Origin of the sequence: Roseicyclus amphidinii (assembly GCF_030163755.1) — a bacterium.
GTDB classification, from domain to species: domain Bacteria; phylum Pseudomonadota; class Alphaproteobacteria; order Rhodobacterales; family Rhodobacteraceae; genus Roseicyclus; species Roseicyclus amphidinii.
Genome location: NZ_JASJOE010000009.1, coordinates 67,889 through 90,323, shown reverse-complemented (window position 1 = coordinate 90,323; position 22,435 = coordinate 67,889). Strand labels below are relative to the sequence as shown.

The following is a 22,435-nucleotide window of genomic DNA, read 5'->3' as shown; positions in this document are numbered from 1 at the left end:
GGCCGCGGCGACATCGGCCGCGCGCAGGGCGTCGCCCGCAACGCGGGCGAGCGCGGGATGGTCGGTCGCCAGCCGCTCGGGGTGGCGGGCGAAGGCGGTGACGGAATGGCCCGCGGCAAGCAGGTGCTCGACGGCAAGGCGGCCGACGGTTCCGGTGGCTCCGAAGACGATGACGTTCATGTTGTGGTCCTTTCGATCCGATAATTTGACACTGTGTCAAGTTGACGGACCGCCACCTAGGCGTTACTTTACATCATGTCAAGAAAAACCGAGCAGACCCGCGCCCGCATCCTTCAGGCCACCCTCGACCAGCTGGCCTCGGCCAGCCCCGAGAAGACCCGCGTGTCGGATATCGCCAAGGCGGCCGGCATCTCGCGGCAGGCGCTTTACCTGCACTTCCCGACGCGGGCCGAGTTGCTGATCGCGGCGACCAAGCACCTCGACGCGCAGGTGGATATCGACGCAAGCCTCGCCGAAAGCCGCGCCGCCGCCACGGGCGAGGCGCGGCTTTCGGCCTTCATCCGCGCATGGGCGGCGCATATCCCGGTGATCTACCCGGTGGGCCGCGCCCTGATGGCGATGCAGGACACCGACCCCGAGGCGCGCGCGGCCTGGGCCGATCGCATGGCGGCGGTGCGCCATGGCTGTGCGGCGGCCGTGGCGGCCCTCGCCCGTGACGGGCGGCTGCGCGACGACCTGTCCGAGGACCGGGCGACGGACCTTCTGTGGACGCTGCTGTCGGTGCGGGTCTGGGAACAACTGACGCGGGACTGCGGCTGGAGCGAGGCGGCCTATCTCGCCGAGATCACGCGGCAGGCACGCGCGGCGCTTCTTTCGGCATAGACCTGAGCAGCCGCATGGTCGCACGCCAAGGCCGTTGCGCGCCCCCCCGGCGGCGCGCTATCGGTTGACGGGAAACGACGGGCGCACACGACATGCGCCCGCGGACGAGGGATTTGGCGCAGCATATGGCCCAGGGCACCGAGACCGAGAGCAGGAAACTGCTCAGCCGCCTGCAGGCGGTCATGGCCGACGCCAGCGCCGGGCAGGAGCGGCTCGACCGGATCACCCACCTGATCGCGGATTCCATGGGGACCGAGGTCTGTTCCATCTACCTGCTGCGCGACGCCGACACGCTGGAGCTGTGCGCCACCCAGGGCCTTGCCCCCGAGGCGGTTCACGTCACCCGGATGCGCATCGGCGAGGGGCTGGTGGGCCGCGTCGCGCGCTCGGCGCGGCCCATCAACACCGCCAACGCCCCCGCCGAGCGGGGGTTCCGCTACATGCCCGAGACGGGCGAGGAACGCTATTCCAGCTTCCTTGGCGTGCCGGTGCAACGGCTGGGCGAGCGGTTGGGCGTGCTGGTCGTGCAGTCCAAGGACGCCCGCGAATACTCCGACGACGAGGTCTACGCGCTGGAAGTGGTCGCCATGGTCATCGCCGAGATGACCGAACTGGGCGCCTTCATCGGCGAGGGCGCGGCGCTGGCCGAGCGGCACAAGCAACAGGTGATGATCCGCGGCGCCTGCGCGCAGGAAGGCGCGGCGATGGGCCATGTCTGGCTGCACGAGCCGCGCGTGGTGGTGACCAACCCCGTCGCCGAAGACCCCGAGGCCGAGCTTGCCCGCCTGCACGGCGCGGTCGAAAGGCTCCGCCTCGACATCGACGACATGCTGACGCGCGCGCCCGTCGCGGACGGCGAACAGCGCGAGGTGCTGGAAGCCTACCGCATGTTCGCCCATTCCCGCGGCTGGATGCGCCGCATGGAAGAGGACATCGGCCGCGGCCTGTCCGCAGAGGCGGCGGTGGAAAAGGAACAATCCACCGCGCGCGCCCGGATGGAGACGGTGGCCGACGCCTATCTGCGCGAGCGGCTGCACGACCTCGACGACCTGTCGAACCGGCTGCTGCGGCGGCTGACGGGCCAGGGCCGCGACACGGGCGCGGAATTGCCCGCCGACCCGGTGCTGGTGGCACGCAACATCGGACCGGCGGAACTGCTCGACTACGGGCGGCGGCTGAAGGGGGTGGTGCTGGAAGACGGCTCGGTCGGCTCCCATGCCGCGATCGTTGCGCGCGCGCTGGCGATCCCGCTGGTGATCCATGCCCGGCCCATCACGACCGAGGCGCTGAACGGCGACCTGATCCTGGTAGACGGCGACCAGGGCATCGTCCACCTGCGCCCCGAGGAAAACGTCGCCTCGGCCTTCCGCGACAAGCTTGCCATGCAGGCCGAGGCGCAGGAGCGTTACGCCTCGATCCGCGACAAGCCCGCCGTCAGCCTCTGCGGCACGGTCGTGTCGCTGCAGATGAACGCGGGGCTCATGGCCGATCTGCCCTCGCTGCCCTCCTCGGGGGCCGAGGGCGTGGGCCTGTTCCGCACCGAGTTGCAGTTCCTGACCCGCAACAAGGTGCCGCGCCGCGGTGAGTTGGCGGCGCTCTATTCCCGCGTCATGGATGCCGCGGGCGACAAGCGCGTCGTCTTCCGCACGCTCGACATCGGCTCGGACAAGGTCCTGCCCTACATGAAGCCGCAGGACGAACCGAACCCCGCGCTCGGCTGGCGCGCGATCCGGGTGGGCCTCGACAAGCCGGGCGTCATGCGGATGCAGCTGCAGGCGCTGATCCGCGCGGCGAACGGTCGGCCGCTGACGGTCATGTTCCCCTTCATCGCCCAGTTCGAGGAATTCACCCAGGCCCGCGACCACCTGATGCGCGAACTGGACCGCGAAGCATCGCTCGGCCATACGCTGCCCGAGACGCTGCAGGTCGGCGCGATGCTGGAGACCCCCAGCCTCGCCTTCGCCCCGCGACAGTTCTTCGAGGCCTGCGATTTCATCTCGATCGGCGGCAATGACCTGAAACAGTTCTTCTTCGCCGCCGACCGCGAGAACGAGCGCGTGCGCCGCCGCTACGACACGCTGAACGTCAGTTTCCTGACCTTCCTCGAACAGATCGTGCATCGCTGCGGCGACACCGACACACCGCTGAGTTTCTGCGGCGAGGATGCGGGCCGCCCGCTCGAAGCCGTCTGTTTCGCCGCCATGGGGCTGCGCAGCCTGTCGATGCGCCCGGCCTCCATCGGGCCGGTCAAGTCGCTCCTGCGGCGCGTGGACCTGCGCGAGGCGCGCGCCGTGATCAACGAGGCCCGCGCCAGCGGCGCGCAATCGGTCCGCCCCGCCATGATGGACTGGCTGAAGCGGCAGGGATAGGCGCACCCCTTGCGTGTCGACCTGCGTCGGCGCAAGGATCGGCGTGGCCAACGGATGCGGGGGGCAGGCCCCGGCAGCGCGCCCCGACGGCGATCCGCATGCTCACGCCCAAGCTTCTGACCACCCTTCCCCAAAGCACACCCCGCAGCGTGCTGGCCGATCTTGTCGCGGGCATCACCGTGGCGATGGTGGCCCTGCCCCTCAGCCTCGCCATCGCCATCGCCTCGGGCGCGCCGCCCGCCACGGGCCTTGTCACCGCCATCGTGGCGGGGGTCCTGATCTCGGCGCTCGGCGGCAGCCGGGTGCAGATCGGCGGGCCGACGGGGGCCTTCATCGTCGTGGTGCATGGGGTCATCGCCGAACATGGATTCGACGGGCTCGTGCTGTCGACGCTCATGGCGGGCGTGATCCTTGTCATCGCGGGGCTTTTGCGCGCGGGCAGCCTGATCCGGCTGGTGCCGGAACCGGTGATCAACGGCTTCACCATCGGCATCGCCGCGATCATCGCCCTCAGCCAGCTGCCCGACGCCATCGGCATCGCGCTGCCCGAAGGCACCGGAGCCGAGGCGCTGGAGCGTCTGCCCGCGATCTGGGACGCGCGCGGCACGCTGAACCCGGCAAGCCTTGCCACCGGGGCGGCGACGATCCTCGCCATCGTAGCCCTGCGCCGCGCCTTTCCGCGCTTTCCGGGGCTGATCTTTGCCGTGGCGGGGGCCTCGGCAGTGGTGGCGCTGTTCGGCCTGCCGGTCGACACGCTGGGCGCGCGCTTCGGCGCTTTGCCGGCCACCCTGCCCCGCCCCGTGATCCCCGAGATGAGCGCCGCGCGGCTGGTCGAACTGCTGCCCTCGGCCCTCATCATCGCCTTTCTCGCAGGGGTCGAGTCGCTTTTGTCTGCGATGGTCGCCGACCGCATGGTCGCGGGCCGCCACCGGCCCAGCGCCGAAATCCTCGCGCAGGGCGTGGCCAATATCGGCTCGGCCCTGATGGGCGGGTTGCCCGCCACGGGGGCCATCGCGCGCACCGCGACAAATGTCCGCGCGGGCGGGCGCACGCCGCTGGCGGGCATCTTCCACGCGCTCACGATCCTGATCGTGATGTGGGCGGCGGCACCGCTGGCGGGATACCTCGCCATGCCCGCGCTTGCGGGGCTGTTGCTGGTGACCGCGTGGAACATGTCGGAACCCCAGCACTGGCACCGCTACGCCACGACGGGGCGGGTGTCGGACCGGGTGCTGCTGGCGCTGACGCTGGTGCTGACCGTGTTTACGGACCTCACGGTCGCCATCGGCGTGGGCGTGGCGCTCGGCCTTGCGCTGCGGCTCAGGCGGCGCGAGGTGCCGCCCGCCGACTGGACACCGCCCGACCGCTAGCGCGCGGTGGGCGGATTGCCCACCCTGCGGGCTGGACGCGGGCCAAGGCGCGCGGCTAGACCCAAGGCGGGAGCAGCAGGGAGGGCGCGATGGAGCTTCGGGATTTCGGAGACTGGGACGTGGTGATCGTGGGCGCGGGCTCGGCAGGCTGCGTGCTGGCCAATCGCCTCTCTGCCGATCCGTCGGTTAAGGTCCTGCTGCTCGAGGCAGGCGGCAGCGACAACCGCCTCTGGGTGCATGTGCCGGTAGGCTACCTCTACGCGATGGGCGACCCCTCGCTCGACTGGTGCCTCAAGACCGAGGCCGAGCCGGGCCTGAACGGGCGCGCGCTGAACTACCCGAGGGGAAAGGTGCTGGGCGGCTGTTCCTCGATCAACGGCATGATCTACATGCGTGGGCAGGCGCGCGACTATGACCTGTGGCGGCAGCTGGGCAACATCGGTTGGGGTTGGGAGGATGTGCTGCCCTATTTCCGGCGCTCCGAGGGCTATCACGGCGGCGCGGATGACGCCCATGGCGGCGAGGGCGAGCTGCGCGTCGAACGCCAGCGCCTGAGCTGGCCGATCCTCGACGCCGTGGCCGAGGCCGCCGAAGAGCTGGGCATCCCGCGGACCGACGACTTCAACCGCGGCGACAACGAGGGCGCGGGCTATTTCGAGGTCAACCAGCGGGGCGGATGGCGCTGGAACGCGCGCAAGGCGTTCCTCGACCCGGCGCGCAAGCGGCCCAACCTGAGGATCGTGACGGGGGCAGAGGTGCTGCGCCTGTCGATGGACGGCCGCCGCGCAACCGGCGTGGTCTTCCTGCAGGACGGCGCGGCCCATCATGCGCGTGCCGCGGGCGAGGTGGTGCTGTCGGCAGGTGCCATCGGAACGCCGAAAATCCTGGAACTGTCCGGCATCGGTCAAGGCGCGCTGCTGCACTCGCATGGCATCGACGTGGTGCAGGACACGCCCGGCGTGGGCGAGAACCTCGCCGATCACCTGCAGATCCGCACGATCTTTCGCATCACGGGCGCGCAGACGCTGAACGATTACTACGCAAGCCCGCTCGGCAAGCTGAAGATCGGCCTCGATTACGCGCTGAAACGTTCGGGCCCGCTGGCCATGGCGCCGTCGCAATTCGGCATCTTCACCCGGTCTTCGCCAGAGCACGAGACGCCCAATATCGAATACCACGTGCAACCCCTGTCGCTGGACGCCTTCGGCCAGCCGCTCCACCGCTTCCCGGCGCTGACCGTCTCGGTCTGCAACCTGCGCCCCGAAAGCCGCGGCTCGGTCCATGTCACTGGGCCAGACCCGCGCGCCGCGCCCTCGATCCGGCCCAACTACCTGTCGGCCCCCGCCGACCAGCGTGTCGCGGTGGCCTCGATCCGCCACGCCCGCGCGCTGATGGCGACGCGGCGGATGGCGGAATTCACGCCCACCGAGATCAAGCCCGGCCCGCAGGTCGACGGCGAAGAGGCGCTTCTGCAAGCCGCGGGCGACATCTCGACCACGATCTTCCACCCGGTCTCGACCGCGCGGATGGGCACCGACGCGGGCGCGGTCGTCAGCCCCGCGCTGACCGTCAACGGCATCGGCGGGCTGTCGGTGGCGGATGCCTCGGTCATGCCCGCGATCACCAGCGGCAACACCCATGCGCCGGTGACGATGATCGCCGAGAAGGCCGCCGAGATGATCCGCACGCGGCTGCGCGCCTGACGCAGGTTGCGCAGCAGCGGGAACCGGTTCGCGCTGTTCGAACGTGCGAGATCTAATGCGCCCAGGGCGTGACGCGGCCGGTCACCCCTTCCCAGTTGCCCCAGCCCAGCACCCGGTCGGGGTTCGTCGGCGGTGGCATCTCGACCCCGTCGAGCCGGGTGAAGCCGAAGCGCCCGTAATAGGGCGCGTCGCCCACCAGCAGCACACGCGGCCAGCGGTCGGCGGCGGCCCGCGCCAGCCCCTCGCGCATGAGCATGCCGCCCAGCCCCTCGCCCTGCCGGGTCGGGTGGACGGCGACCGGGCCGAGCAACAGCGCCTCCGCCCGTCCGACGCGCACCGGCCAGAACCGGATCGCACCGGCAATGATGCCGTCGGGATCGCGTGCGACGAGACACAGGTTCGCCACCGGCGGCACCCCCTCGCGCAGGCGATAGGACGACAGTGCCGTCCGCCCCGGCGCAAAGCACAGGTCGTAGAGCGCCTCGACCTCCCAGCGGTCTTGGGATGTTTCCCGATCCAGCCGATACATGTGTGCGGTTTCTGCCCTTGCCCTCTGGCCTCGGGCGTAGCACGCCGATAAGCCTCGCACAAACACGAGGAGGTGCCCGATGTTCTACCGCCCCGAGGATGGCCACGGCCTGCCCCACAACCCGTTCAACGCCATCGTCACGCCGCGCCCAATCGGCTGGATCTCCACCCGCGGCGCGGACGGGTCGGAAAACATCGCTCCCTATTCCTTCTTCAACGCGGTCGCCTACGTGCCGCCGCAGGTGATGTTCGCCTCGACCTCGGCCAAGGAAGACCGGGGCGACACCAAGGACAGCGTCGCAAATATCCGCGAGACCGGGGTCTTTTGCGTGAATGTCGTCGAATACGCGATGAAGGACGTGATGAACCAGACCTCCGGGCCGTGGCCGAAGGAAACCGACGAGTTCGCGCTGGCGGGGATCGAGCGGGCGGAGTGCGCGACGATCGCCTGCTCGCGCGTCGCGGGTGCGCCCGCCAGTCTCGAGTGCCGCGTGACGCAGATCGTCAAGCTGGAGGGCGAGGCGAATTTCGCCGTCTTCGGCGAAGTCACGGGCGTCCACATGCGCGACGATTGCGTGGTGGACGGAATCTTCGACGTGCTGGCCTTCAACCCGCTGACGCGGATGGGCTACCGCGACTACGCGGTGATCCGCGAGAAGTTCAGCCTCAAGCGCCCCGGCGAGTAACGGGGGCCGCCACCGATTTTTCGAACGAAAAATCGCCGCGAACCCCGAATTTTCGTACGAAAATTCGCAACCGCGCCGCGCAGGCGCGGCCATTGAAGACCCCCGTGTCCCTCAGGCCATCCGCACTGGCAGGATCGCGGGGGCCTTGCGTCGGGACATGAGCGGCGCAAGCCGCGCGAGGAACCTCTCGACCGCCCGCTCGATGGGCAACCCGGACGGTCGATGGCGCGCCAGCGTCAGGAGAGGCAGATCCTCGCCCGGCGTCGGTCCGACCGCTGCCAGCGCCTCCAGATCGGCCTCCAGCGGCAGGGTCGACCCGATCCGGTCGCGTGTCACGAACACCCCCACCACGGGCGGCAGGCGTTCGGCCTCGCGCATCAGCCGCCGCACGGGCGGCGCGAAACGCCCGGCCCAGACCGGACCGCCAAGGATCAGCAGGTCCGCCGCGCCAATCTCGGGCGCAAGCGTGATCTCGGGAAGGTCGCCGCGCCACGCGTCGCGCCAGCCGCGCAGATACCCCGACAGGCCGTCGTAGCGCGGGCACTCGATGCGGCAGACACGCGCGCGGCTGCGCGCGGCGATCCGCTCGGCGATGCGCAGGCTGCGGCCCGAGCGGGAATAGACGACGATGACCGTTTGCATGCGTGCTCCCTCCGTCATGCGGCGCCCCGGTCCGGCGCTGTCATGTTTTCATGACATACTTTTTCATATAGGCAAGTTTACACCAGAAACCAAGCCCGGACTTGCGCCGTGTGCCGCGGGATGGTTCTTCTTCCCCGCGATGCGGTCAGCAACGGAGGCGATGGCGATGGCGATGGAAACCAGGATCGGCGTGATCGGCGGCTCGGGCGTCTACCAGATCGACGGGCTGGACGGGGCCGAATGGGTCGAGGTCGACAGCCCCTTCGGCGCGCCCTCGGACGCGATCCTGACCGGGCGGCTCGGCGGGGTCGAGATGGCCTTCCTTCCGCGCCACGGGCGCGGGCATGTCCATTCGCCCAGCTCCGTGCCCTATCGTGCCAATATCGACGCGCTCAAGCGTCTGGGCGTGACCGACGTGATCAGCGTCTCGGCCTGCGGCTCGTTCCGCGAAGAGATGGCGCCGGGTGATTTCGTCATCGTCGACCAGTTCATCGACCGCACCTTCGCGCGCGAAAAGTCGTTCTTCGGCCCCGGCCTCGTCGCCCATGTCTCGGTCGCGCATCCCACCTGCCCGCGCCTTGGCGCGGCCTGCGCCGAGGCGGCGCGCGACGCGGGCGTCACCGTGCACGAGGGCGGCACCTATCTTGCGATGGAGGGGCCGCAGTTCTCGAGCCTCGCGGAATCCAGGCTCTACCGCGAGGTCTGGGGCTGCGACGTGATCGGCATGACCAACATGCCCGAGGCGAAACTCGCCCGCGAGGCCGAGCTGTGCTATGCCTCCGTCGCCATGATCACCGATTACGACAGCTGGCATCCCGAGCATGGCAGCGTCGACATTTCCGACATCATCGCCACCCTGACCGGCAACGCCGACAAGGCGCGCGCGCTGGTCGCCCGCCTGCCCGAGCTGCTGGGGCCCGAGCGCGCGCCCTGCCCCCATGGCTGCGACCGCGCGCTGGACTTCGCGGTCCTGACCGCGCCCGAGGCGCGCGACCCGGCAATGGTGGAGAAACTGGGCGCGGTGGCGGGCCGGGTGTTGTGACCGCGGCGCAGCGGGACGCGTTGGCCGCACCGCCCCGGGGCACGGCTGCAGCGCAGGGTGTCGCCACCGGACCGGCGGGGTTCACCCGGCTTGCGCGCCATGACTGAGGGGCCGCTGACCCGCGGGCGTTTGTGGCACCTGCTGGGCTTGCCGGGCGGCCCGACCCGGACCGCGGGGACCATCACGGGCACGACCGAAGCGCAGGGGCCGAACGCCCTCACCCGGCTGTTGCTGCGCATCGGCGCGGCAGAGGTGCCGGGCCTTTACCTTTGCCCCGAGGGCCCCGGCCCCTTCCCCGCCGTGCTCTACTGCCACGCCCATGGCAACCGCTTTGACTGCGGCGCGGAGGAGCTGATCCTCGGCCGCCCTGCCCTCGTGTCACCCTACGGCCCCGCGCTGGCCGAGCGCGGCATCGCAAGCCTGTGCATCGACCTCGCCCCCTTCGGCGGGCGGCAGGCCGAGGGGCCGGAGGCCGCGCTCGCCAAGGCCCTGCACTGGCAGGGGCGCACGCTCATGGGGCAGATGCTGGCCGAGTTGTCCGCCGCGTTCGACTGGCTCGCCGCCCGCCCCGAGATCGACGCGCGCCGCATCGCCGCGCTGGGCCTGTCGATGGGCGGCACCCATGCCTATTGGCTGGCCGCGCTGGAGCCACGGGTGGCCGCCTGCGCGCATCTATGCGTCTTCGCCGATCTCGCGCCGCTGATCGCGTCCGGCGCGCATGACCTGCATGGCCCCTACATGACGGTTCCGGGCCTGTTGGCCGAGGGCGACACGGGCGATGTCGCGGCCCTTGTCGCGCCGCGGCCGCAGCTGGTGTGCATCGGGGCCGCCGACCCGCTGACACCCGAGACCGCGCGCGACCCAGCGCTTGCGCGCCTGCGCGCGGCCTACGCGGACACGCCCGACCGACTGGCGCTGCATGTGGACCCCGACACGGGCCACCGGGAAACGCCCGCCATGCGCGCGGCCGTGCTTGCCTTTCTCGCGCGCCACCTTTCGCCCTGAGCACGCGTGCCCCGCGGTCTTCGCGCAACAGGCACCACCGCGCGACGCGCCGCCCGCTTGCACCCCGGCGGCGCTTGGCTTCAGTTGGGGCCATGCGGCTCCTGACCTGTCTCTGCTTCGGTCTCCTGCTCCTCGCGCCACGACTGGGCGCGCAGGAGTTCATCGAGGTGCCCGATCTCGTCTCGGACGCGGAGTTCTACCGCATCGTCTCCTGCGCCGCGCCGCCCGGCGGCGACTGCGCCAAACCCGTCATCCGCTGGCCCGAGGAGCGCCGCCTGCGCCTGCGCGTCGGCATAGCGGATATCGCGGCGAGTTTCCCGGGCTACAAGCTCGACCTCGTGGACCGCGCGCTGGACGACGCCATCGCCGAGATCAACGCCAGCGGGGCCGCGCTGTTCCTGAGCCGCGCCTACGAGGGCGCGCTCGACGTCCCGGTCTACCTCGTGGCCACGCCGCAAGGCGGACGGATCGACGGCACCTCGGTGGCCGAACTGGACGGGGCCGAGATCGCCATAGCCCGCGTCGCGCTGCGCTCGCGCGGCGGCGATATCACCGCCGCGGCCATCGCCATCAGCCAGGACATCCGCCGCCGCGAGATCGCCTCGGTCGTGCTCGAGGAACTGGTGCAGGCCATGGGTCTGCCGACCGACATCGCCTCGCCCGCCTACGCCCGTTCGATCTTTTCGGAAACGGGCAACTCAACCGTCTGGCTGCGCGGGCAGGACGCCGCCGCCCTCCGCCGCCATTATCCCCGCCGCTGAACGACCTACGCCCCGAAAGGACCACCACCGCCATGCCCAGCCACAAGTCCGTGCAGGACTATATCCGCACCATCCCGGATTTCCCGCATGAGGGGATCCTGTTCCGCGACGTGACGACCCTGTTCCAGGACGCGCGCGGCTTTCGCCTGGCCGTCGATCAGCTGCTGTCGCCCTTCGTGGGCGAGCAGATCGACCTTGTCGCGGGGCTAGAGGCGCGCGGCTTCATCCTTGGCGGCGCAGTGGCGCACCAGCTCTCCAAGGGCTTCGTGCCGGTGCGCAAGAAGGGCAAGCTGCCCGCGAAGACCATCGAACAGGCTTACCAGCTGGAATACGGCGAGGCCGTGGTCGAGATCCACGACGACGCGGTCGAGGCCGGGCAGAAGGTGCTGATCGTCGATGACCTGCTGGCGACCGGCGGCACCGCCGAGGCCGGCATCAAGCTGATCGAGCGGCTGGGCGGCGAGGTGGTGGGCTGCGCCTTCGTGGTCGACCTGCCCGACCTCGGCGGGCGCGCCAAGCTGGCGGCGATGGGCGTGCCCGTTCACGCGATCTGCAGCTACGAGGGGCTTTGAGCGGGGGCAGCACCCCCTGCCACCGCGCGCAGCATGTCATCGGGGCCAAGCTCGGCCCCGCCGATGACCCGCCCGCCACAGGCGACCGTGTAGACCGCGCCGGGACCGAGCGCGCGGGCGCGCAGACTTTCGGGATCGGTCAGCCGGTCGTGCCGCACCGCAACGCCGCGCGCCGCAAGGGCCGCGACCCTGTCGCGGGCGAGCTGCTCGAGGTGGCCGCTTTCGCCGGTGGTCTGGATGACAAGGCCGGGACCCAGCCCTGCGGCCCGCTGCGCCCAATCCCGCGGCAAGCCGGGCAGAGCAAGGGGCCCCTGCAACACCTGCCCCACCACGCGCGCACCGCATGGGCCCCTGTCGAAACACAACCACCCTCGCCCCGGCGCGACCGCGGGCGAGACCAGCCCGGCCCCCTCGCCCATCAGCGCAAGGACCGCGGCATAGCCGTAATACCGCGCGAAATCGCCCGCCACCGCCCAGAGCCGCGCCGCGTTCTCGCGCGCCAGCGCACCCGGCCCGGCGCGCAGGTCGTGGATCACCACCGCCCGCTCGGCCCCGTCCAGCGGCCGCCAGGCCAACCGGCCCGGCTGGAACATCACGAACCCCTCGTGGGGCGGTTTCAGCATTCGGATCTGAAGCCCCTCGGCAAACCGCGCCATCAGCCAGTCCCGGTCGTAGGGCGCATGGGGCGCGGGCAGCGCGGCATCGGTCAGCGCAAAGGCGGACCGGTCGAAGGTGGGGGGAGATACGGTAACCGTATCCCGGTTTCGCAGGAACATGACCCTCTCCTCGGCATCCTCGGGGTCGGTCGACCGGGGCCATGATGCACAGAACCCGCGGCGTCTTGCCTTGATCTGTCGCAAGACGCCGCGCAGCTCCAACGGGTCGCGCGTCTCCGCCGGGATCGGGCCGGCCCGATCCGGGGTCCGGTCGATTGCCAAGCCAGCCGCAACCGGTTAGCCATGCGCCACGATGCGGGCGTGATGGAATTGGTAGACATATCGGACTTAAAATCCGTGGGCCTTCGTGCCGTGTGGGTTCGAGTCCCACCGCCCGCACCACTGTTTCTTGGCCTACCGCCCTTTGGGCTACTTGAGGCCGGGTGCGCCTACCGCGCTTCGCGCTGCTTGAGGCCGGGCCGGGGCAGCGCACCACCGCCCCCCCCCGAAACGAAAAACGCGCCCTCGGTGGGGCGCGTCTCTCATGGCCGGGCCGCTGTCGCGGCCGGTCAGGCGGCTTCCGCCTCGGCCTGGTGGCGGCGTTCGCTCTCTTCGCGGCTGAGGGCGACCGAGGTGCGCACACCCTGCGCGACGAAGGCCATCAGGCCCTGCACAACACGCTCGTTGGGATCGATCCCGGCGCAGGACAGCACTTCGCGCCCATCGCGCGAGCGTGCCCAGCGGGCGATCTGATCCGGCCCGTTGCCGTATTTCTTGTCGTCGGCAATGGCATCATCAAGCGCAGCGAGGACCACGGCGGCAAACAGCTTGCGCGCCCGTTGACCCTGTTCGAAGTTGAAGGCCGTGCCATCAACGAAATCTCGCATTTCGTCGTCCTTTTTTTGCTCTTGCATGTCGGCGTGACGTTGCTTGTGCCCGAATTCACGGCGATTCTGTGATGCGAATTCTGCATATGTGGTATTCACCACACGCATAGCATTCATCAAAAACGCACAGGGTCCGGTAGGCTGGGTAAGTCGTCAACGCGATATATAGGAACGGTCACGCAGCCATCAAGGTTCCGCCACAAAACTGCCGCATCTCTGCGCTGTCGGGTCGGCCCGCGACCTACCCGCGCCCTCCGCGCCACGGTGAACCGCCGCCACCGCGGCGGGTGCCGCTGCGCGGGATGCGGGACAGGTCGCCGCGGGCGACATGACCGCCGGTTTCGTTGGTGGTGACACGGCGCACGCGGGGGATGGGGCTCGTGCGCCGACGCTCCACCACGTAGGACACCTCGTCATGCGGGGGGCGGCCGTGCCACCTGCTCCAGAAGGCGGGACCGCCGCGGCGCAGCCAGGCGGGCAGCACCAGAACCGCCCCCGCCACGAAACCGCCCGCGTGCGCCCAATAGGCGACGCCACCGCCCGCCACGTCCATCGACAGCCCGTTCACAAGCTGCAGCCCGAACCACAGCCCCAGCATCAGCCATGCCGGGATGGTGAAGATCTTGATCAGAATGAAGATGATCACCAGCACGTCGATCCGCGCCCGCGGAAAGAACAGCAGGTAGCCCCCCATCACCCCCGCGATGGCCCCCGACGCACCGACCATCGGGATGGTCGAACCGGTATCGGCCAGGATCTGCCCCGCCGCCGCGCCCAGCCCCGAGACGAGGTAGAAGGCCAGAAAACCCAGATGCCCCAGCAGGTCTTCCATGTTGTCGCCGAAGATCCACAGGAACAGCATGTTGCCGATCAGGTGCATCCACCCGCCGTGCAGGAACATGGAGGTCAGCATGGTGTGCATGTCCTGCCCGGCCAGAACCTCGGCCGGGACAAGCGCCCAATCGGCGAAGAAGGCCGACAACAGCACCTCGGACCCCGCCCGCTCTGGATAGTAGCCGAAGAAGATGGCCACGTTGAGGATGATCAGCCCCCAGGTGACGAAGGGCGTGCGGTTCGAAGGGTTGTGATCGCGGATCGGGAACATGACATCAAGATCGGTCGCCGGCCGCGGCGGTCAAGGGACAGGCGCGCGCCCCGGTCACTCGAGGTCGTCGGCGGCCAGCGCCAGGCGGATCTCGCGCCGCACCATCTTGCGCACGTTGCGGGTGATGCGCTGCCCCAGCGCGCCCTGCAGTTCTTGCCGCACCACCTCGGCGACGATCTCGCGCAGCGTTTCCTCGTCGAGGATGCCATCCTCGGCGTCGGGGAAGCTGAAGGGCGAAAGCGCCTCTCCGAGGTCTTCGACATCGTCGTCGTCCTCGGCCTCTGCCGCATCCGTTGCCTTGGCCGAGGGGTCGGCATCGCGGCCCCCACCGCCGCCGTCCGGTCGGCGAGAAAAGATCGGCGTGAATGCCGCGGGTTCCGTGCCCGCATCCTGCGCTTTGTCCGCCTCGGGCGGGGACTCGGGCGGGGATTCGGGGGCAGGTTCGGACTTGGTCATCACGGGGTCATCCAATTCGACGCCCTCGTCTCGAGCGGTGTCGTCTGAAGCTGCGTCGTCGGTCTCGGCCGGTGCCAAGCGGTCCTCTGCCGCATCCTGCGGCGCGTCGCCGTCGGGGCTGTCAGCCAAGGGTGCATCCACCCCGGCCTCGGGGGCGCCGGCCCCGAAACGGGCCGCGGCAAGGTCGCGCAGCGCGCTGTCCGCGCCCGGATCAGGCCAATCGGCATCGCCGGTTTCGGGTTCGAACCCGCCCGCGGGCGCATCGGACGCGGCATCAGCACCGAACGGCGCAAGCGCCGACAGGTCGAAGGCATCCGTCGCTTCGGCCACGTCCACCCGATCATCGATTGCCTGCGGGTTGTCCTGCAACGCCTGACCCGCGGCACCCGGCCCATCGGCCTTGCCGATTTCGGCCATGGCCTCGGCGACGGCCTCTTGGGCGCTTTCCTCGATCTCGCCCCAATCGGCCAGCCGATCCTCCAGCCCCCAGGCGGGATCATCGCCCTCGTCCGGTGCGGCCTGCGTCGCATCCCGAGGCGCGTCGGCCGCGTCGGCCGCATCGGCCGCCGGGGGCACCGGAACCCATGGGTCATCGGGCTCGGCCACGCGCAGGGCCGGGGTGAGCACCAGCTTGCCGGCAGACGGCCCGGTGCGCCTGTCCGGCTGGGACGTATCGGACACGAGACGCCGGATCGACGTCAGAACGTCCTCGATTTCAGCCGCTGATTTTGCCGGGTCAGACATGACCGCTCACTCCTCGTCACCCCGTTCAAGGCGCACGGACCGGACGCCGCCGGGCGTGACCTGCGACCCCTCGGGCGGGGGCATTTTCCACGAGAATAGCGGCAGACGCGCCCCGAAACAACGGATAGCTGGAATTGACCCTAAATTCCGGGCGCTTGCGGCCCGTCCGTCAATCCCGACCGATGGCTCGAAGCAGCCCGTCCAGCCGTTCGCCCTGCGGCGAAGCCACCCGCGGCACGCCGGGCTGGAAGGCATTGCCATAGGCCTCAACGTCGTAGCGCGGGACCGGCAGGTCGAGCTGCGCCACCGTCAGAAGGCCGCTGGCCGACAGGATCGCGTAGGACGCCGCGTAAAGATCGGCCGAGGCTTCGATCCGGCTGATGCGCGCTTCGAGCAGATCCTGCTCGGCGTCGAGCACGTCGAGCGTGGTGCGCGCGCCCAGCGATGCTTCCTCGCGCACGCCATCGAGCGCAAGCTGTGCCGCCCGGATGCGCTGGTCCGAGGCCTGGATCTGCGCATTGGCGATCCTGAGCCGGGCATAGGCGTTGCCCACGGCCTGCAGGTTGACCTGCACCTGGCGGTTGAGGCTGGCGCGCGTCGCCTCGGCCTGCGCCATCGCCTGCCGCTCGAACGAGCCGAGCCGCCCGCCCTGGTAGATCGGCTGCGACAGGGTCAGCGACAGGCTGGCCCCGAAGCCTTCCTGCGACGCAATGGGGCTTTGGAACGTCTCGGAAGCGGACAGGTCGACCGACAGGTTCGGCCGCGTGTTGCCGCGCGCTTCCTCGACCGCCAACTCGGCGGCCCGAACCTCGAACTGCGCGGCGCGAATGGCGGGATGCTCCTGCCGGGCGAGGCGGTCGGCCTCTTCCTCGCTGCGGGGCAGATGCGGCAGGCCGCCCGGCCCCGAAAGCCCGTTCGGATACCGCCCGACGGCGAGGTTGAACAACTCGCGCGCGATCATCAGCGTGCCCTCGGCGGCGGCCAGCGACGAGCGCGCCTGCGCCAGCTGCGCCTCGGCCTGCGCGACATCGGTGCGGGTGTCCTCGCCCACCTCGAACCGGTCCTGCGCGGCGCGCAGCTGCTGGGTCAGAACCCGCACGTTCGATTGCCGGACCGAGACGACCTGCTGCGCCTCCCAGACCTCCAGGTAGGCGGTGACCGCATCGAGCAGAACCTGGCTTTCCGCGGCCACAAGCTGTTGGCGCACCGCTTCGACCGTGGCCTCGGCGGCCTGCCGGGCGGCGACCCGGCTGCCGCCGGCATAAAGCGTCATCTCGGCCACGAGGCGCGCGGTGGAACTGGTCGTGTCGGCGACAAGGTCGCGGCTGGCAGTGGCCGCGAAGCTGACGGTCGGCAAAAGCTGCGCGACGGCCTGGTTCACGCCCTCGTCCCTGACCCTGAGCAGATAGCGGTTCTGCTCGAGCACCGGCGAATTGCGATAGGCGTCCGCCATGGCGTCGCGCAAGCTGTCGGCCCCGGCCGCCCCCGCAGCAAAGGCCGCAAGCGCCAGTCCCGCAACCGCGGCGCGTCCCGTCCGGATGATCCCGCTCGTCATCATGTCACCCTCGCTTGTCAAACCCGGCCGCCGCACAGGGGCCATGGGCCCAACGCGTCGGGCCGGTCACTGTCAGAACTCGAAACTGGGGGCTCGGGCGAAGCCCGGCAAGACCGGGGCCGTCGCATTGAACTCCATCCGCCACGACACATCCCCGTGCAGCTTCAGACCGGTGCGCACCTCGCCGAGCGGGCCGTTCATGAAAACTGCCATGATGCGCCCCCCGTCTCGCAGCTGGTCGGTCAGCGCGGCGGGAATCTCTTCGACACCGGCGAAGATCACGATCGCGTCATATGGCGCGTTCTTCGCGCTGCCGTCAGCCAGCGGGCCGGTCAGGACGGCGGCGTTGTCGACCGATTGCGCCGACAGGTTCGCCTCGGCCTCGCGGGCCAGCGCCTCGTCCTCTTCCACGGCGACGACCGCCTCGGCCATCCGCGCCAGAAGCGCGGTCGTGTAGCCAAGGCCCGGCCCGATCTCCAGCACCATCTCGCCGGGCGTGACATCCAGCGCCTCGAGCATCTTGCCGATGCTGCGCGGCTCCATCAGCTGCCGCCCGCCCCCCAGCGCGATCGGCCCGCCGAGATAGGCAAGGTCGCGCGCGGCGTCGGGCACATAGGCCTCGCGCGGGGTGTTGAGCATCGCGTCGATGATCGGAAAACTGGTCACATCGGAAGGGCGGATCTGTGTATCGACCATGATGCGGCGGCGCGCAGCGAAATCAGCCATGGGAACTGAACCAATCCGTCTAGTTGTTCTTGAGCCGTCTTCGCACACCACGAAGGCTCGCGCAACGGGCGGTTGCGCGGATGCGACGTTTCCCCCCTTTCCCGCCTTGCGCGGACGGCACAGTTGCGATACCTCGGCGCTCACACCACGGTGGCGAGTTGGCGGAGTGGTGACGCAGCGGATTGCAAATCCGTCCACACCGGTTCGATTCCGGTACTCGCCTCCATCACACGGCCGCTCTGTGCAAGGCGACGACGCGGCCCTCGCTTCAAACAATACGGCCGCGCTTGCGGCAGATGCAGGGAAACCGGCGCGGCGGACAGCCTGTGGCGGCCCACCGGGGCGACGCATTCCGCGAATTCCAGGCGGCCCATCCTTTCGGTTCAGGACACGACCGGTCGAACCGGCAGGATCAGGCGCAACGCATCGGGTCACATCCCGGTCGCCCCGCCCGCCCCACCCCCCGGAACAGTCAGCCCGGACGAGCGCGGGCGCCCGTCAGAACCCGAACAGGTCCAGGCAGCATGCTGCGGACCTGCATCGGGTGTGTTCCCGGCACCATTCGGCATCTTCGGGGCGCAATTCGGCGAACGGGCTGGCGACCGACAGGTGGAACGCGTAGAGGCCGAACAGGGTGACGAGGAAGATGGAAACGAAATAGGCCAACCGCCCAAGGGCCGCCATCAATATGATCTTCATTGCTGCCGCTCCGTTGAATGCAGGTTGTTGCCACTCGCGGCTTCGCCACGACGGGACGGACCGCGGACCGCGCAAGACGCGTCGGCAAAGCGCCTTGCGCGCTTAGGTGAGATCATGAATTTGACCGTTTGGTCAATGATGTGCCCCATGGCTGGAACCCAAGCCGAAACCCCTCAGAAAAGCCCCTGATTTCAAACAAGAAAAACTGGGACTACGGCGGACGATCAAGGCCGGCCAGCCCAAAGCCCGCCAAATGCACCCGGCCCTGCCATGCCGGGGCGCATGTCATCGCCGCCGCCCCTGCACGCAGGACGGCGCATGTCGCAGCCACGTCCGGTCTGGTCGCACCGGAACAAGGCGGACAGGGGGATGCGCCTAGACTTGCGGGGGGCGCGCGCCTTGCGCCCCGCTCCGTCAGCTCGAAGGCCTGCCCATGCTCGACACCGCCATCCACGCGGCCCCCACGGGCCCGAACCTGCGCTTTACCCGCGAGGAATTCGCGGATCGTCTCGCCAAGACGCATCGCGCCATGGAGCTGCGCGGGATCGAGCTTCTGATCGTCACCGATCCGTCGAACATGAACTGGCTCACCGGGTATGACGGCTGGTCCTTCTACGTCCACCAATGCGTGATCGTGCCCCCCCATGGCGCGCCGATGTGGTTCGGGCGGCTGCAGGACGCGGCCGGGGCGCGGCTGACGAGCTACCTGCCCGAGGCGAACATCCTCGGCTATCCCGACCACTACGTGCAGAACCCCGAGCGGCACCCGATGGACCACCTCTCGGCGCTGCTGCGCGACCGGGGCCTGGGCGGCCTGCGGATCGGGGTCGAGATGGACAACTACTATTTCTCGGCCGCCGCCTTCGCCAGCCTGACGCGCAACCTGCCCAATGCGCGCTTTGTCGATGCGACGGCGTTGGTGAACTGGCAGCGGGCGGTGAAATCCCCGACCGAGATCGACTACATGCGGCAAGCCGCCTTCATCGTGGAGCGGATGCACCAGCGCATCTTCGACACGGTCGAGGTCGGCATGCGCAAATGCGATCTGGTCGCCGAGATCTACGACGCCGGCATCCGCGGCGGCAACGGTCCGGGCGGCGACTACCCGGCGATCGTGCCCCTGCTGCCGTCGGGCCGCGACGCAAGCGCACCGCACCTGACATGGGACGACCAAACCCTGCGCGCGGGCGAAGGCACCTTCTTCGAAATCGCCGGCTGTTACCGGCGCTACCACTGCCCCTTGTCGAGAACCGTCTTCCTCGGCACCCCGACGCAGGCGTTCCGCGACGCCGAGGCGGCGACGCTGGAAGGCATGGAGGCCGGGCTCGAGGCCGCGCGCCCCGGCAACACCTGCGAGGACGTCGCGCTGGCCTTCTTCGGCGTGCTGGCGCGGCACGGCATCGTCAAGGACAACCGCACCGGTTACCCCGTCGGGGTCAGCTACCCGCCCGATTGGGGCGAACGCACCATGAGCCTGCGCGCCGGCGACCGCACGGTGCTGGAACCCGGCATGACCTTCCATTTCATGACCGGCCTCTGGCTCGAGGACATGGGGCTCGAGATCACGGAAACGATCCTGATCACCGAGACCGGCGTGGAATGCCTCGCCAACGTGCCGCGGCAGCTGCTCGTCAAGGACTGAAGACCATGGTGTCGCCAGCCGAGCCGCCGCCCCTCAAGCCGTCCCCCGTCTCGGCCTCGGTCGATTTCGACGCGAAGGGGGTGCAGCACGGCGTGCTGACCCTGCCCTGGAGCCGCGACGATTCGGCCTGGGGGTCGGTGCTGATCCCGATCACCGTGATCGCGGGAGGGCCGGGGCCGACCGCGCTTCTGGTCGGCGGCAACCACGGCGACGAATACGAAGGGCCGATCGCGCTCTATGATCTCGCGCTGGCGCTGGACCCGGCCGAGGTGACGGGGCGCATCATCCTGCTGCCGACGCTGAACGCCCCCGCCTTCGCCGCGGGCACGCGCACCTCGCCCATCGACGGCGGCAATCTCAACCGCGCCTTTCCGGGCCGCCCCGACGGGACCGTGACCGAGAAGATCGCCGATTACGTCACCCGGACGCTGCTGCCGATGGCCGATGTCGTCCTCGACTTTCACTCCGGCGGCAAGACGCTCGACTTCCTGCCCTTCTGCGCCGCCCACATCCTGCCCGACAGACCCGGAGCCGCCGAGCAGGAAGCCCGCGCCTTCGAGCTGGTCGCCGCCTTCGGTGCGCCATACTCGGTGCGGATGCTGGAGATCGACGCCGAGGGGATGTTCGACACCACCGCCGAGGACATGGGCAAGGTCTTCGTCACGACGGAACTGGGCGGCGCGGGCACCGCGCGGGCCGAAACCGTCGAGATCGCGCGCCGCGGCTGTCGCAACCTGCTGATCGCCGCGGGCGTGCTGAAGGGCACGGCGGACCCCGCCCCTACCCGCTGGCTCGACATGCCCGATGCCTCCTGCTTCGTCTTCTCCGAGGAGGCCGGGCTGATCCGCTTCCTCGTGGATCTCGGGGCGCAGGTCGACACCGGACAGCCGGTCGCCCGGATCTACCCCCACGGCCGCACCGGCCAGCCGCCGCGGGACCTGCGCGCCGGTCGCTCCGGGCGGCTGGTCGCGCGGCATGTGCCGGGGCTGGTGAAGCCCGGCGACTGCGTGGCTGTCGTCGCCGCCGAAATCGACAGCTGAGCGCCGAAAGCCGCGCCAGCCAGCACCCCGGACGATTATTCAATCGTTTCAAGTCAGGATGTTACCGACAAATGCGTCCATCGGCTCGCTGATTGGTTGTGTTTGTGGCGCAGGCTTGTTTTACTGATTCTGACATGACGATGATCTAAAAACGACGCCCCGGATCACATCGGGGCGCGCAGACAGGGATTGGGATTTGGGTTCGCACATGCAAGATGCGTTCGTCGCATTCGACCGCGTCCAGAAGAGTTACGATGGTGAAACTCTGGTCGTGAAGGACCTGAACCTTCACATCGGCAAAGGTGAGTTCCTCACGATGCTGGGGCCGTCCGGTTCGGGCAAGACCACCTGCCTGATGATGTTGGCCGGGTTCGAAACGGCAACGCACGGCGAGATCACGCTGGACGGCAAGCCGATCAACAACATCCCGCCGCACAAGCGCGGCATCGGGATGGTGTTCCAGAACTACGCTCTGTTCCCGCACATGACCGTGGCCGAGAACCTCGCCTTTCCGCTCGAGGTCCGCAAGATCGGCAAGTCCGAGCGCGAGGAAAAGGTGCTTCGCGCGCTCGACATGGTCCAGATGGGCGATTTCGGCGGGCGCAGGCCGGCGCAACTGTCGGGCGGCCAGCAACAGCGCATCGCGCTGGCGCGCGCGCTGGTCTTCGAGCCCGAGCTGGTGCTCATGGACGAACCGCTGGGCGCGCTCGACAAGCAGCTGCGCGAGACGATGCAGTTCGAGATCACGAACCTGGCCCACCGGCTCGGCATCACCGTGGTCTACGTGACCCACGACCAGACCGAGGCGCTGACCATGTCGGACCGGGTCGCGGTCTTCGACGATGGCCGCATCCAGCAGCTTGCCGCGCCCGACACGCTCTACGAGGAACCCCAGAACAGTTTCGTGGCGCAGTTCATCGGCGAGAACAACACGCTCTCGGGCCGGGTCACGCGGATCGACGGCGACATCTGCGAGGTCACGCTCGACGATGGCGAGGTGATCGACGCCGTGCCGGTCAACGTGTCCGCGGTGGGCGACCGGACGCTGGTGTCGATCCGCCCCGAGCGTGTCGAGATGAACAAGGACCGCCTTGCGCCCGATGCCCATACGCTCAAGGCCGAAGTGGCCGAGTTCATCTACATGGGCGACATCTACCGCACCCGCCTGCGCGTGGCCGGACGCGACGATTTCATCGTCAAGACCCGCAACGCGCCCGATCAGCGCCGCCTCAAGCCCGGCGAACAGATCGAGATCGGCTGGCGCCCCCAGGACTGCCGGGCGCTCGACGCCTGAGCATTGGCCATCATCCGGGCCCGCCTTGGCGGGTGCGGCGGCCCAAGACCAACAAGAACGGTCACACCGACACACGCAACGAGAGAACCGAAGTTCGAACCCAAGGGAGA

The 22,435-nt window shown here is 69.3% G+C and carries 22 protein-coding genes and 2 tRNA genes; 14 read left to right on the top strand and 10 right to left on the bottom strand.

Annotated features, from left to right (window positions below; genetic code table 11):
• The coding region (locus QQK83_RS05105; protein WP_284262312.1) for an NAD(P)H-binding protein at positions 1–180 on the bottom strand (180 nt) is incomplete at its 3' end.
• 75 nt (positions 181–255) lie between these two features.
• Between QQK83_RS05105 and QQK83_RS05100 the strand changes: the two genes are divergently transcribed.
• The 4 genes from QQK83_RS05100 to QQK83_RS05085 all read left to right on the top strand — a co-directional run bounded on the left by QQK83_RS05100 (position 256) and on the right by QQK83_RS05085 (position 6,285).
• Entirely contained in the window at positions 256–843 is a 588-nt protein-coding gene (locus QQK83_RS05100) for a TetR/AcrR family transcriptional regulator (RefSeq protein WP_284262311.1), read from the top strand.
• Positions 844–968: 125 nt separating this feature from the next.
• A complete protein-coding gene (gene ptsP / locus QQK83_RS05095) occupies positions 969–3,212 on the top strand; it encodes a phosphoenolpyruvate--protein phosphotransferase (protein ID WP_284262310.1) in 2,244 nt (747 codons plus the stop codon).
• 98 nt (positions 3,213–3,310) lie between these two features.
• Complete coding sequence (locus tag QQK83_RS05090) at positions 3,311–4,582, top strand: SulP family inorganic anion transporter (protein ID WP_284262309.1); 1,272 nt, start codon at positions 3,311–3,313, stop codon at positions 4,580–4,582.
• A gap of 89 nt (positions 4,583–4,671) precedes the next feature.
• A complete protein-coding gene (locus tag QQK83_RS05085) occupies positions 4,672–6,285 on the top strand; it encodes a GMC family oxidoreductase (RefSeq protein WP_284262307.1) in 1,614 nt (537 codons plus the stop codon).
• Between the two features lie 52 nt (positions 6,286–6,337).
• Here the strand turns inward: QQK83_RS05085 and QQK83_RS05080 are convergent, their stop codons facing one another.
• Positions 6,338–6,814 (bottom strand): GNAT family N-acetyltransferase, encoded by a 477-nt coding sequence (locus QQK83_RS05080; RefSeq protein ID WP_284262306.1) that lies wholly within the window; start codon positions 6,812–6,814, stop codon positions 6,338–6,340.
• A gap of 79 nt (positions 6,815–6,893) precedes the next feature.
• Between QQK83_RS05080 and QQK83_RS05075 the strand changes: the two genes are divergently transcribed.
• The gene (locus tag QQK83_RS05075) at positions 6,894–7,499 is read left to right on the top strand and encodes a flavin reductase family protein (RefSeq protein ID WP_284262304.1); all 606 of its coding nucleotides are present in this window, start codon (positions 6,894–6,896) and stop codon (positions 7,497–7,499) included.
• 111 nt (positions 7,500–7,610) lie between these two features.
• Here QQK83_RS05075 and QQK83_RS05070 read toward each other — a convergent pair whose 3' ends face one another.
• Entirely contained in the window at positions 7,611–8,141 is a 531-nt protein-coding gene (locus QQK83_RS05070; RefSeq protein WP_284262302.1) for a flavodoxin family protein, read from the bottom strand.
• A 172-nt stretch (positions 8,142–8,313) separates the two neighbouring features.
• Here QQK83_RS05070 and QQK83_RS05065 point away from each other — a divergent pair, with 172 nt between their 5' ends.
• The 4 genes from QQK83_RS05065 to QQK83_RS05050 all read left to right on the top strand — a co-directional run bounded on the left by QQK83_RS05065 (position 8,314) and on the right by QQK83_RS05050 (position 11,521).
• Complete coding sequence (locus QQK83_RS05065; protein WP_284262324.1) at positions 8,314–9,183, top strand: S-methyl-5'-thioadenosine phosphorylase; 870 nt, start codon at positions 8,314–8,316, stop codon at positions 9,181–9,183.
• A 99-nt stretch (positions 9,184–9,282) separates the two neighbouring features.
• Positions 9,283–10,188, top strand: a complete 906-nt coding sequence (locus tag QQK83_RS05060; protein WP_284262301.1) for an alpha/beta hydrolase family protein — start codon at positions 9,283–9,285, stop codon at positions 10,186–10,188.
• Positions 10,189–10,280: 92 nt separating this feature from the next.
• Positions 10,281–10,949, top strand: coding sequence for a DUF2927 domain-containing protein (locus QQK83_RS05055; protein WP_284262299.1), 669 nt, complete (start codon positions 10,281–10,283; stop codon positions 10,947–10,949).
• Between the two features lie 32 nt (positions 10,950–10,981).
• Entirely contained in the window at positions 10,982–11,521 is a 540-nt protein-coding gene (locus QQK83_RS05050) for an adenine phosphoribosyltransferase (RefSeq protein WP_284262297.1), read from the top strand.
• Here QQK83_RS05050 and QQK83_RS05045 read toward each other — a convergent pair.
• Positions 11,506–12,297 (bottom strand): hypothetical protein, encoded by a 792-nt coding sequence (locus QQK83_RS05045; RefSeq protein WP_284262295.1) that lies wholly within the window; start codon positions 12,295–12,297, stop codon positions 11,506–11,508. The two genes, QQK83_RS05050 and QQK83_RS05045, sit on opposite strands and share 16 nt — an antisense overlap.
• 195 nt (positions 12,298–12,492) lie before the next feature.
• On the opposite strand from QQK83_RS05045, the gene QQK83_RS05040 reads away from it, so the two are divergent.
• Positions 12,493–12,579 (top strand) — tRNA-Leu (locus QQK83_RS05040).
• Positions 12,580–12,746: 167 nt separating this feature from the next.
• On the opposite strand, the gene QQK83_RS05035 is transcribed toward QQK83_RS05040, so the two are convergent.
• From QQK83_RS05035 to QQK83_RS05015, 5 genes are all read right to left on the bottom strand, one after another.
• The gene (locus QQK83_RS05035; protein ID WP_284262322.1) at positions 12,747–13,064 is read right to left on the bottom strand and encodes a DUF6280 family protein; all 318 of its coding nucleotides are present in this window, start codon (positions 13,062–13,064) and stop codon (positions 12,747–12,749) included.
• Between the two features lie 241 nt (positions 13,065–13,305).
• Positions 13,306–14,169: a rhomboid family intramembrane serine protease gene (locus QQK83_RS05030; protein ID WP_284262293.1), complete on the bottom strand. Its 864-nt coding sequence runs from the start codon at positions 14,167–14,169 to the stop codon at positions 13,306–13,308.
• Positions 14,170–14,223: 54 nt separating this feature from the next.
• The gene (locus tag QQK83_RS05025; protein WP_284262291.1) at positions 14,224–15,369 is read right to left on the bottom strand and encodes a hypothetical protein; all 1,146 of its coding nucleotides are present in this window, start codon (positions 15,367–15,369) and stop codon (positions 14,224–14,226) included.
• A 169-nt stretch (positions 15,370–15,538) separates the two neighbouring features.
• Positions 15,539–16,924 carry a TolC family outer membrane protein gene (locus tag QQK83_RS05020; protein ID WP_284262289.1) on the bottom strand — a complete coding sequence of 462 codons (1,386 nt, stop codon included), beginning with the start codon at positions 16,922–16,924 and terminating at the stop codon, positions 15,539–15,541.
• 72 nt (positions 16,925–16,996) lie between these two features.
• Complete coding sequence (locus tag QQK83_RS05015) at positions 16,997–17,650, bottom strand: protein-L-isoaspartate O-methyltransferase family protein (protein WP_284262287.1); 654 nt, start codon at positions 17,648–17,650, stop codon at positions 16,997–16,999.
• Positions 17,651–17,802: 152 nt separating this feature from the next.
• Between QQK83_RS05015 and QQK83_RS05010 the strand changes: the two genes are divergently transcribed.
• Positions 17,803–17,876, top strand: a tRNA-Cys gene (locus tag QQK83_RS05010).
• Between the two features lie 272 nt (positions 17,877–18,148).
• On the opposite strand, the gene QQK83_RS05005 is transcribed toward QQK83_RS05010, so the two are convergent.
• On the bottom strand, positions 18,149–18,349 hold the full coding sequence (locus QQK83_RS05005) for a hypothetical protein (RefSeq protein WP_284262285.1): 201 nt from the start codon (positions 18,347–18,349) through the stop codon (positions 18,149–18,151).
• A 433-nt stretch (positions 18,350–18,782) separates the two neighbouring features.
• Between QQK83_RS05005 and doeA the strand changes: the two genes are divergently transcribed.
• The 3 genes from doeA to QQK83_RS04990 all read left to right on the top strand — a co-directional run bounded on the left by doeA (position 18,783) and on the right by QQK83_RS04990 (position 22,325).
• Positions 18,783–19,991 (top strand): ectoine hydrolase DoeA, encoded by a 1,209-nt coding sequence (gene doeA, locus QQK83_RS05000; protein ID WP_284262283.1) that lies wholly within the window; start codon positions 18,783–18,785, stop codon positions 19,989–19,991.
• Between the two features lie 5 nt (positions 19,992–19,996).
• Positions 19,997–21,031, top strand: coding sequence for a N(2)-acetyl-L-2,4-diaminobutanoate deacetylase DoeB (gene doeB, locus QQK83_RS04995; protein WP_284262281.1), 1,035 nt, complete (start codon positions 19,997–19,999; stop codon positions 21,029–21,031).
• 208 nt (positions 21,032–21,239) lie between these two features.
• Positions 21,240–22,325, top strand: coding sequence for an ABC transporter ATP-binding protein (locus QQK83_RS04990; RefSeq protein WP_284262279.1), 1,086 nt, complete (start codon positions 21,240–21,242; stop codon positions 22,323–22,325).
• The last annotated feature ends 110 nt before the right edge of the window (positions 22,326–22,435 follow it).

Bases quoted from the DNA above. Each gene is read 5' to 3' on its own strand.
- QQK83_RS05100 (WP_284262311.1), top strand. From the start codon at position 256: ATGTCAAGAAAAACCGAGCAGACCCGCGCCCGCATCCTTCAGGCCACC.
- ptsP (WP_284262310.1), top strand. From the start codon at position 969: ATGGCCCAGGGCACCGAGACCGAGAGCAGGAAACTGCTCAGCCGCCTG.
- QQK83_RS05090 (WP_284262309.1), top strand. From the start codon at position 3,311: ATGCTCACGCCCAAGCTTCTGACCACCCTTCCCCAAAGCACACCCCGC.
- QQK83_RS05085 (WP_284262307.1), top strand. From the start codon at position 4,672: ATGGAGCTTCGGGATTTCGGAGACTGGGACGTGGTGATCGTGGGCGCG.
- QQK83_RS05080 (WP_284262306.1), bottom strand. From the start codon at position 6,814: ATGTATCGGCTGGATCGGGAAACATCCCAAGACCGCTGGGAGGTCGAG.
- QQK83_RS05075 (WP_284262304.1), top strand. From the start codon at position 6,894: ATGTTCTACCGCCCCGAGGATGGCCACGGCCTGCCCCACAACCCGTTC.
- QQK83_RS05070 (WP_284262302.1), bottom strand. From the start codon at position 8,141: ATGCAAACGGTCATCGTCGTCTATTCCCGCTCGGGCCGCAGCCTGCGC.
- QQK83_RS05065 (WP_284262324.1), top strand. From the start codon at position 8,314: ATGGAAACCAGGATCGGCGTGATCGGCGGCTCGGGCGTCTACCAGATC.
- QQK83_RS05060 (WP_284262301.1), top strand. From the start codon at position 9,283: ATGACTGAGGGGCCGCTGACCCGCGGGCGTTTGTGGCACCTGCTGGGC.
- QQK83_RS05055 (WP_284262299.1), top strand. From the start codon at position 10,281: ATGCGGCTCCTGACCTGTCTCTGCTTCGGTCTCCTGCTCCTCGCGCCA.
- QQK83_RS05050 (WP_284262297.1), top strand. From the start codon at position 10,982: ATGCCCAGCCACAAGTCCGTGCAGGACTATATCCGCACCATCCCGGAT.
- QQK83_RS05045 (WP_284262295.1), bottom strand. From the start codon at position 12,297: ATGTTCCTGCGAAACCGGGATACGGTTACCGTATCTCCCCCCACCTTC.
- QQK83_RS05035 (WP_284262322.1), bottom strand. From the start codon at position 13,064: ATGCGAGATTTCGTTGATGGCACGGCCTTCAACTTCGAACAGGGTCAA.
- QQK83_RS05030 (WP_284262293.1), bottom strand. From the start codon at position 14,169: ATGTTCCCGATCCGCGATCACAACCCTTCGAACCGCACGCCCTTCGTC.
- QQK83_RS05025 (WP_284262291.1), bottom strand. From the start codon at position 15,369: ATGTCTGACCCGGCAAAATCAGCGGCTGAAATCGAGGACGTTCTGACG.
- QQK83_RS05020 (WP_284262289.1), bottom strand. From the start codon at position 16,924: ATGACGAGCGGGATCATCCGGACGGGACGCGCCGCGGTTGCGGGACTG.
- QQK83_RS05015 (WP_284262287.1), bottom strand. From the start codon at position 17,650: ATGGCTGATTTCGCTGCGCGCCGCCGCATCATGGTCGATACACAGATC.
- QQK83_RS05005 (WP_284262285.1), bottom strand. From the start codon at position 18,349: ATGAAGATCATATTGATGGCGGCCCTTGGGCGGTTGGCCTATTTCGTT.
- doeA (WP_284262283.1), top strand. From the start codon at position 18,783: ATGCTCGACACCGCCATCCACGCGGCCCCCACGGGCCCGAACCTGCGC.
- doeB (WP_284262281.1), top strand. From the start codon at position 19,997: ATGGTGTCGCCAGCCGAGCCGCCGCCCCTCAAGCCGTCCCCCGTCTCG.
- QQK83_RS04990 (WP_284262279.1), top strand. From the start codon at position 21,240: ATGCAAGATGCGTTCGTCGCATTCGACCGCGTCCAGAAGAGTTACGAT.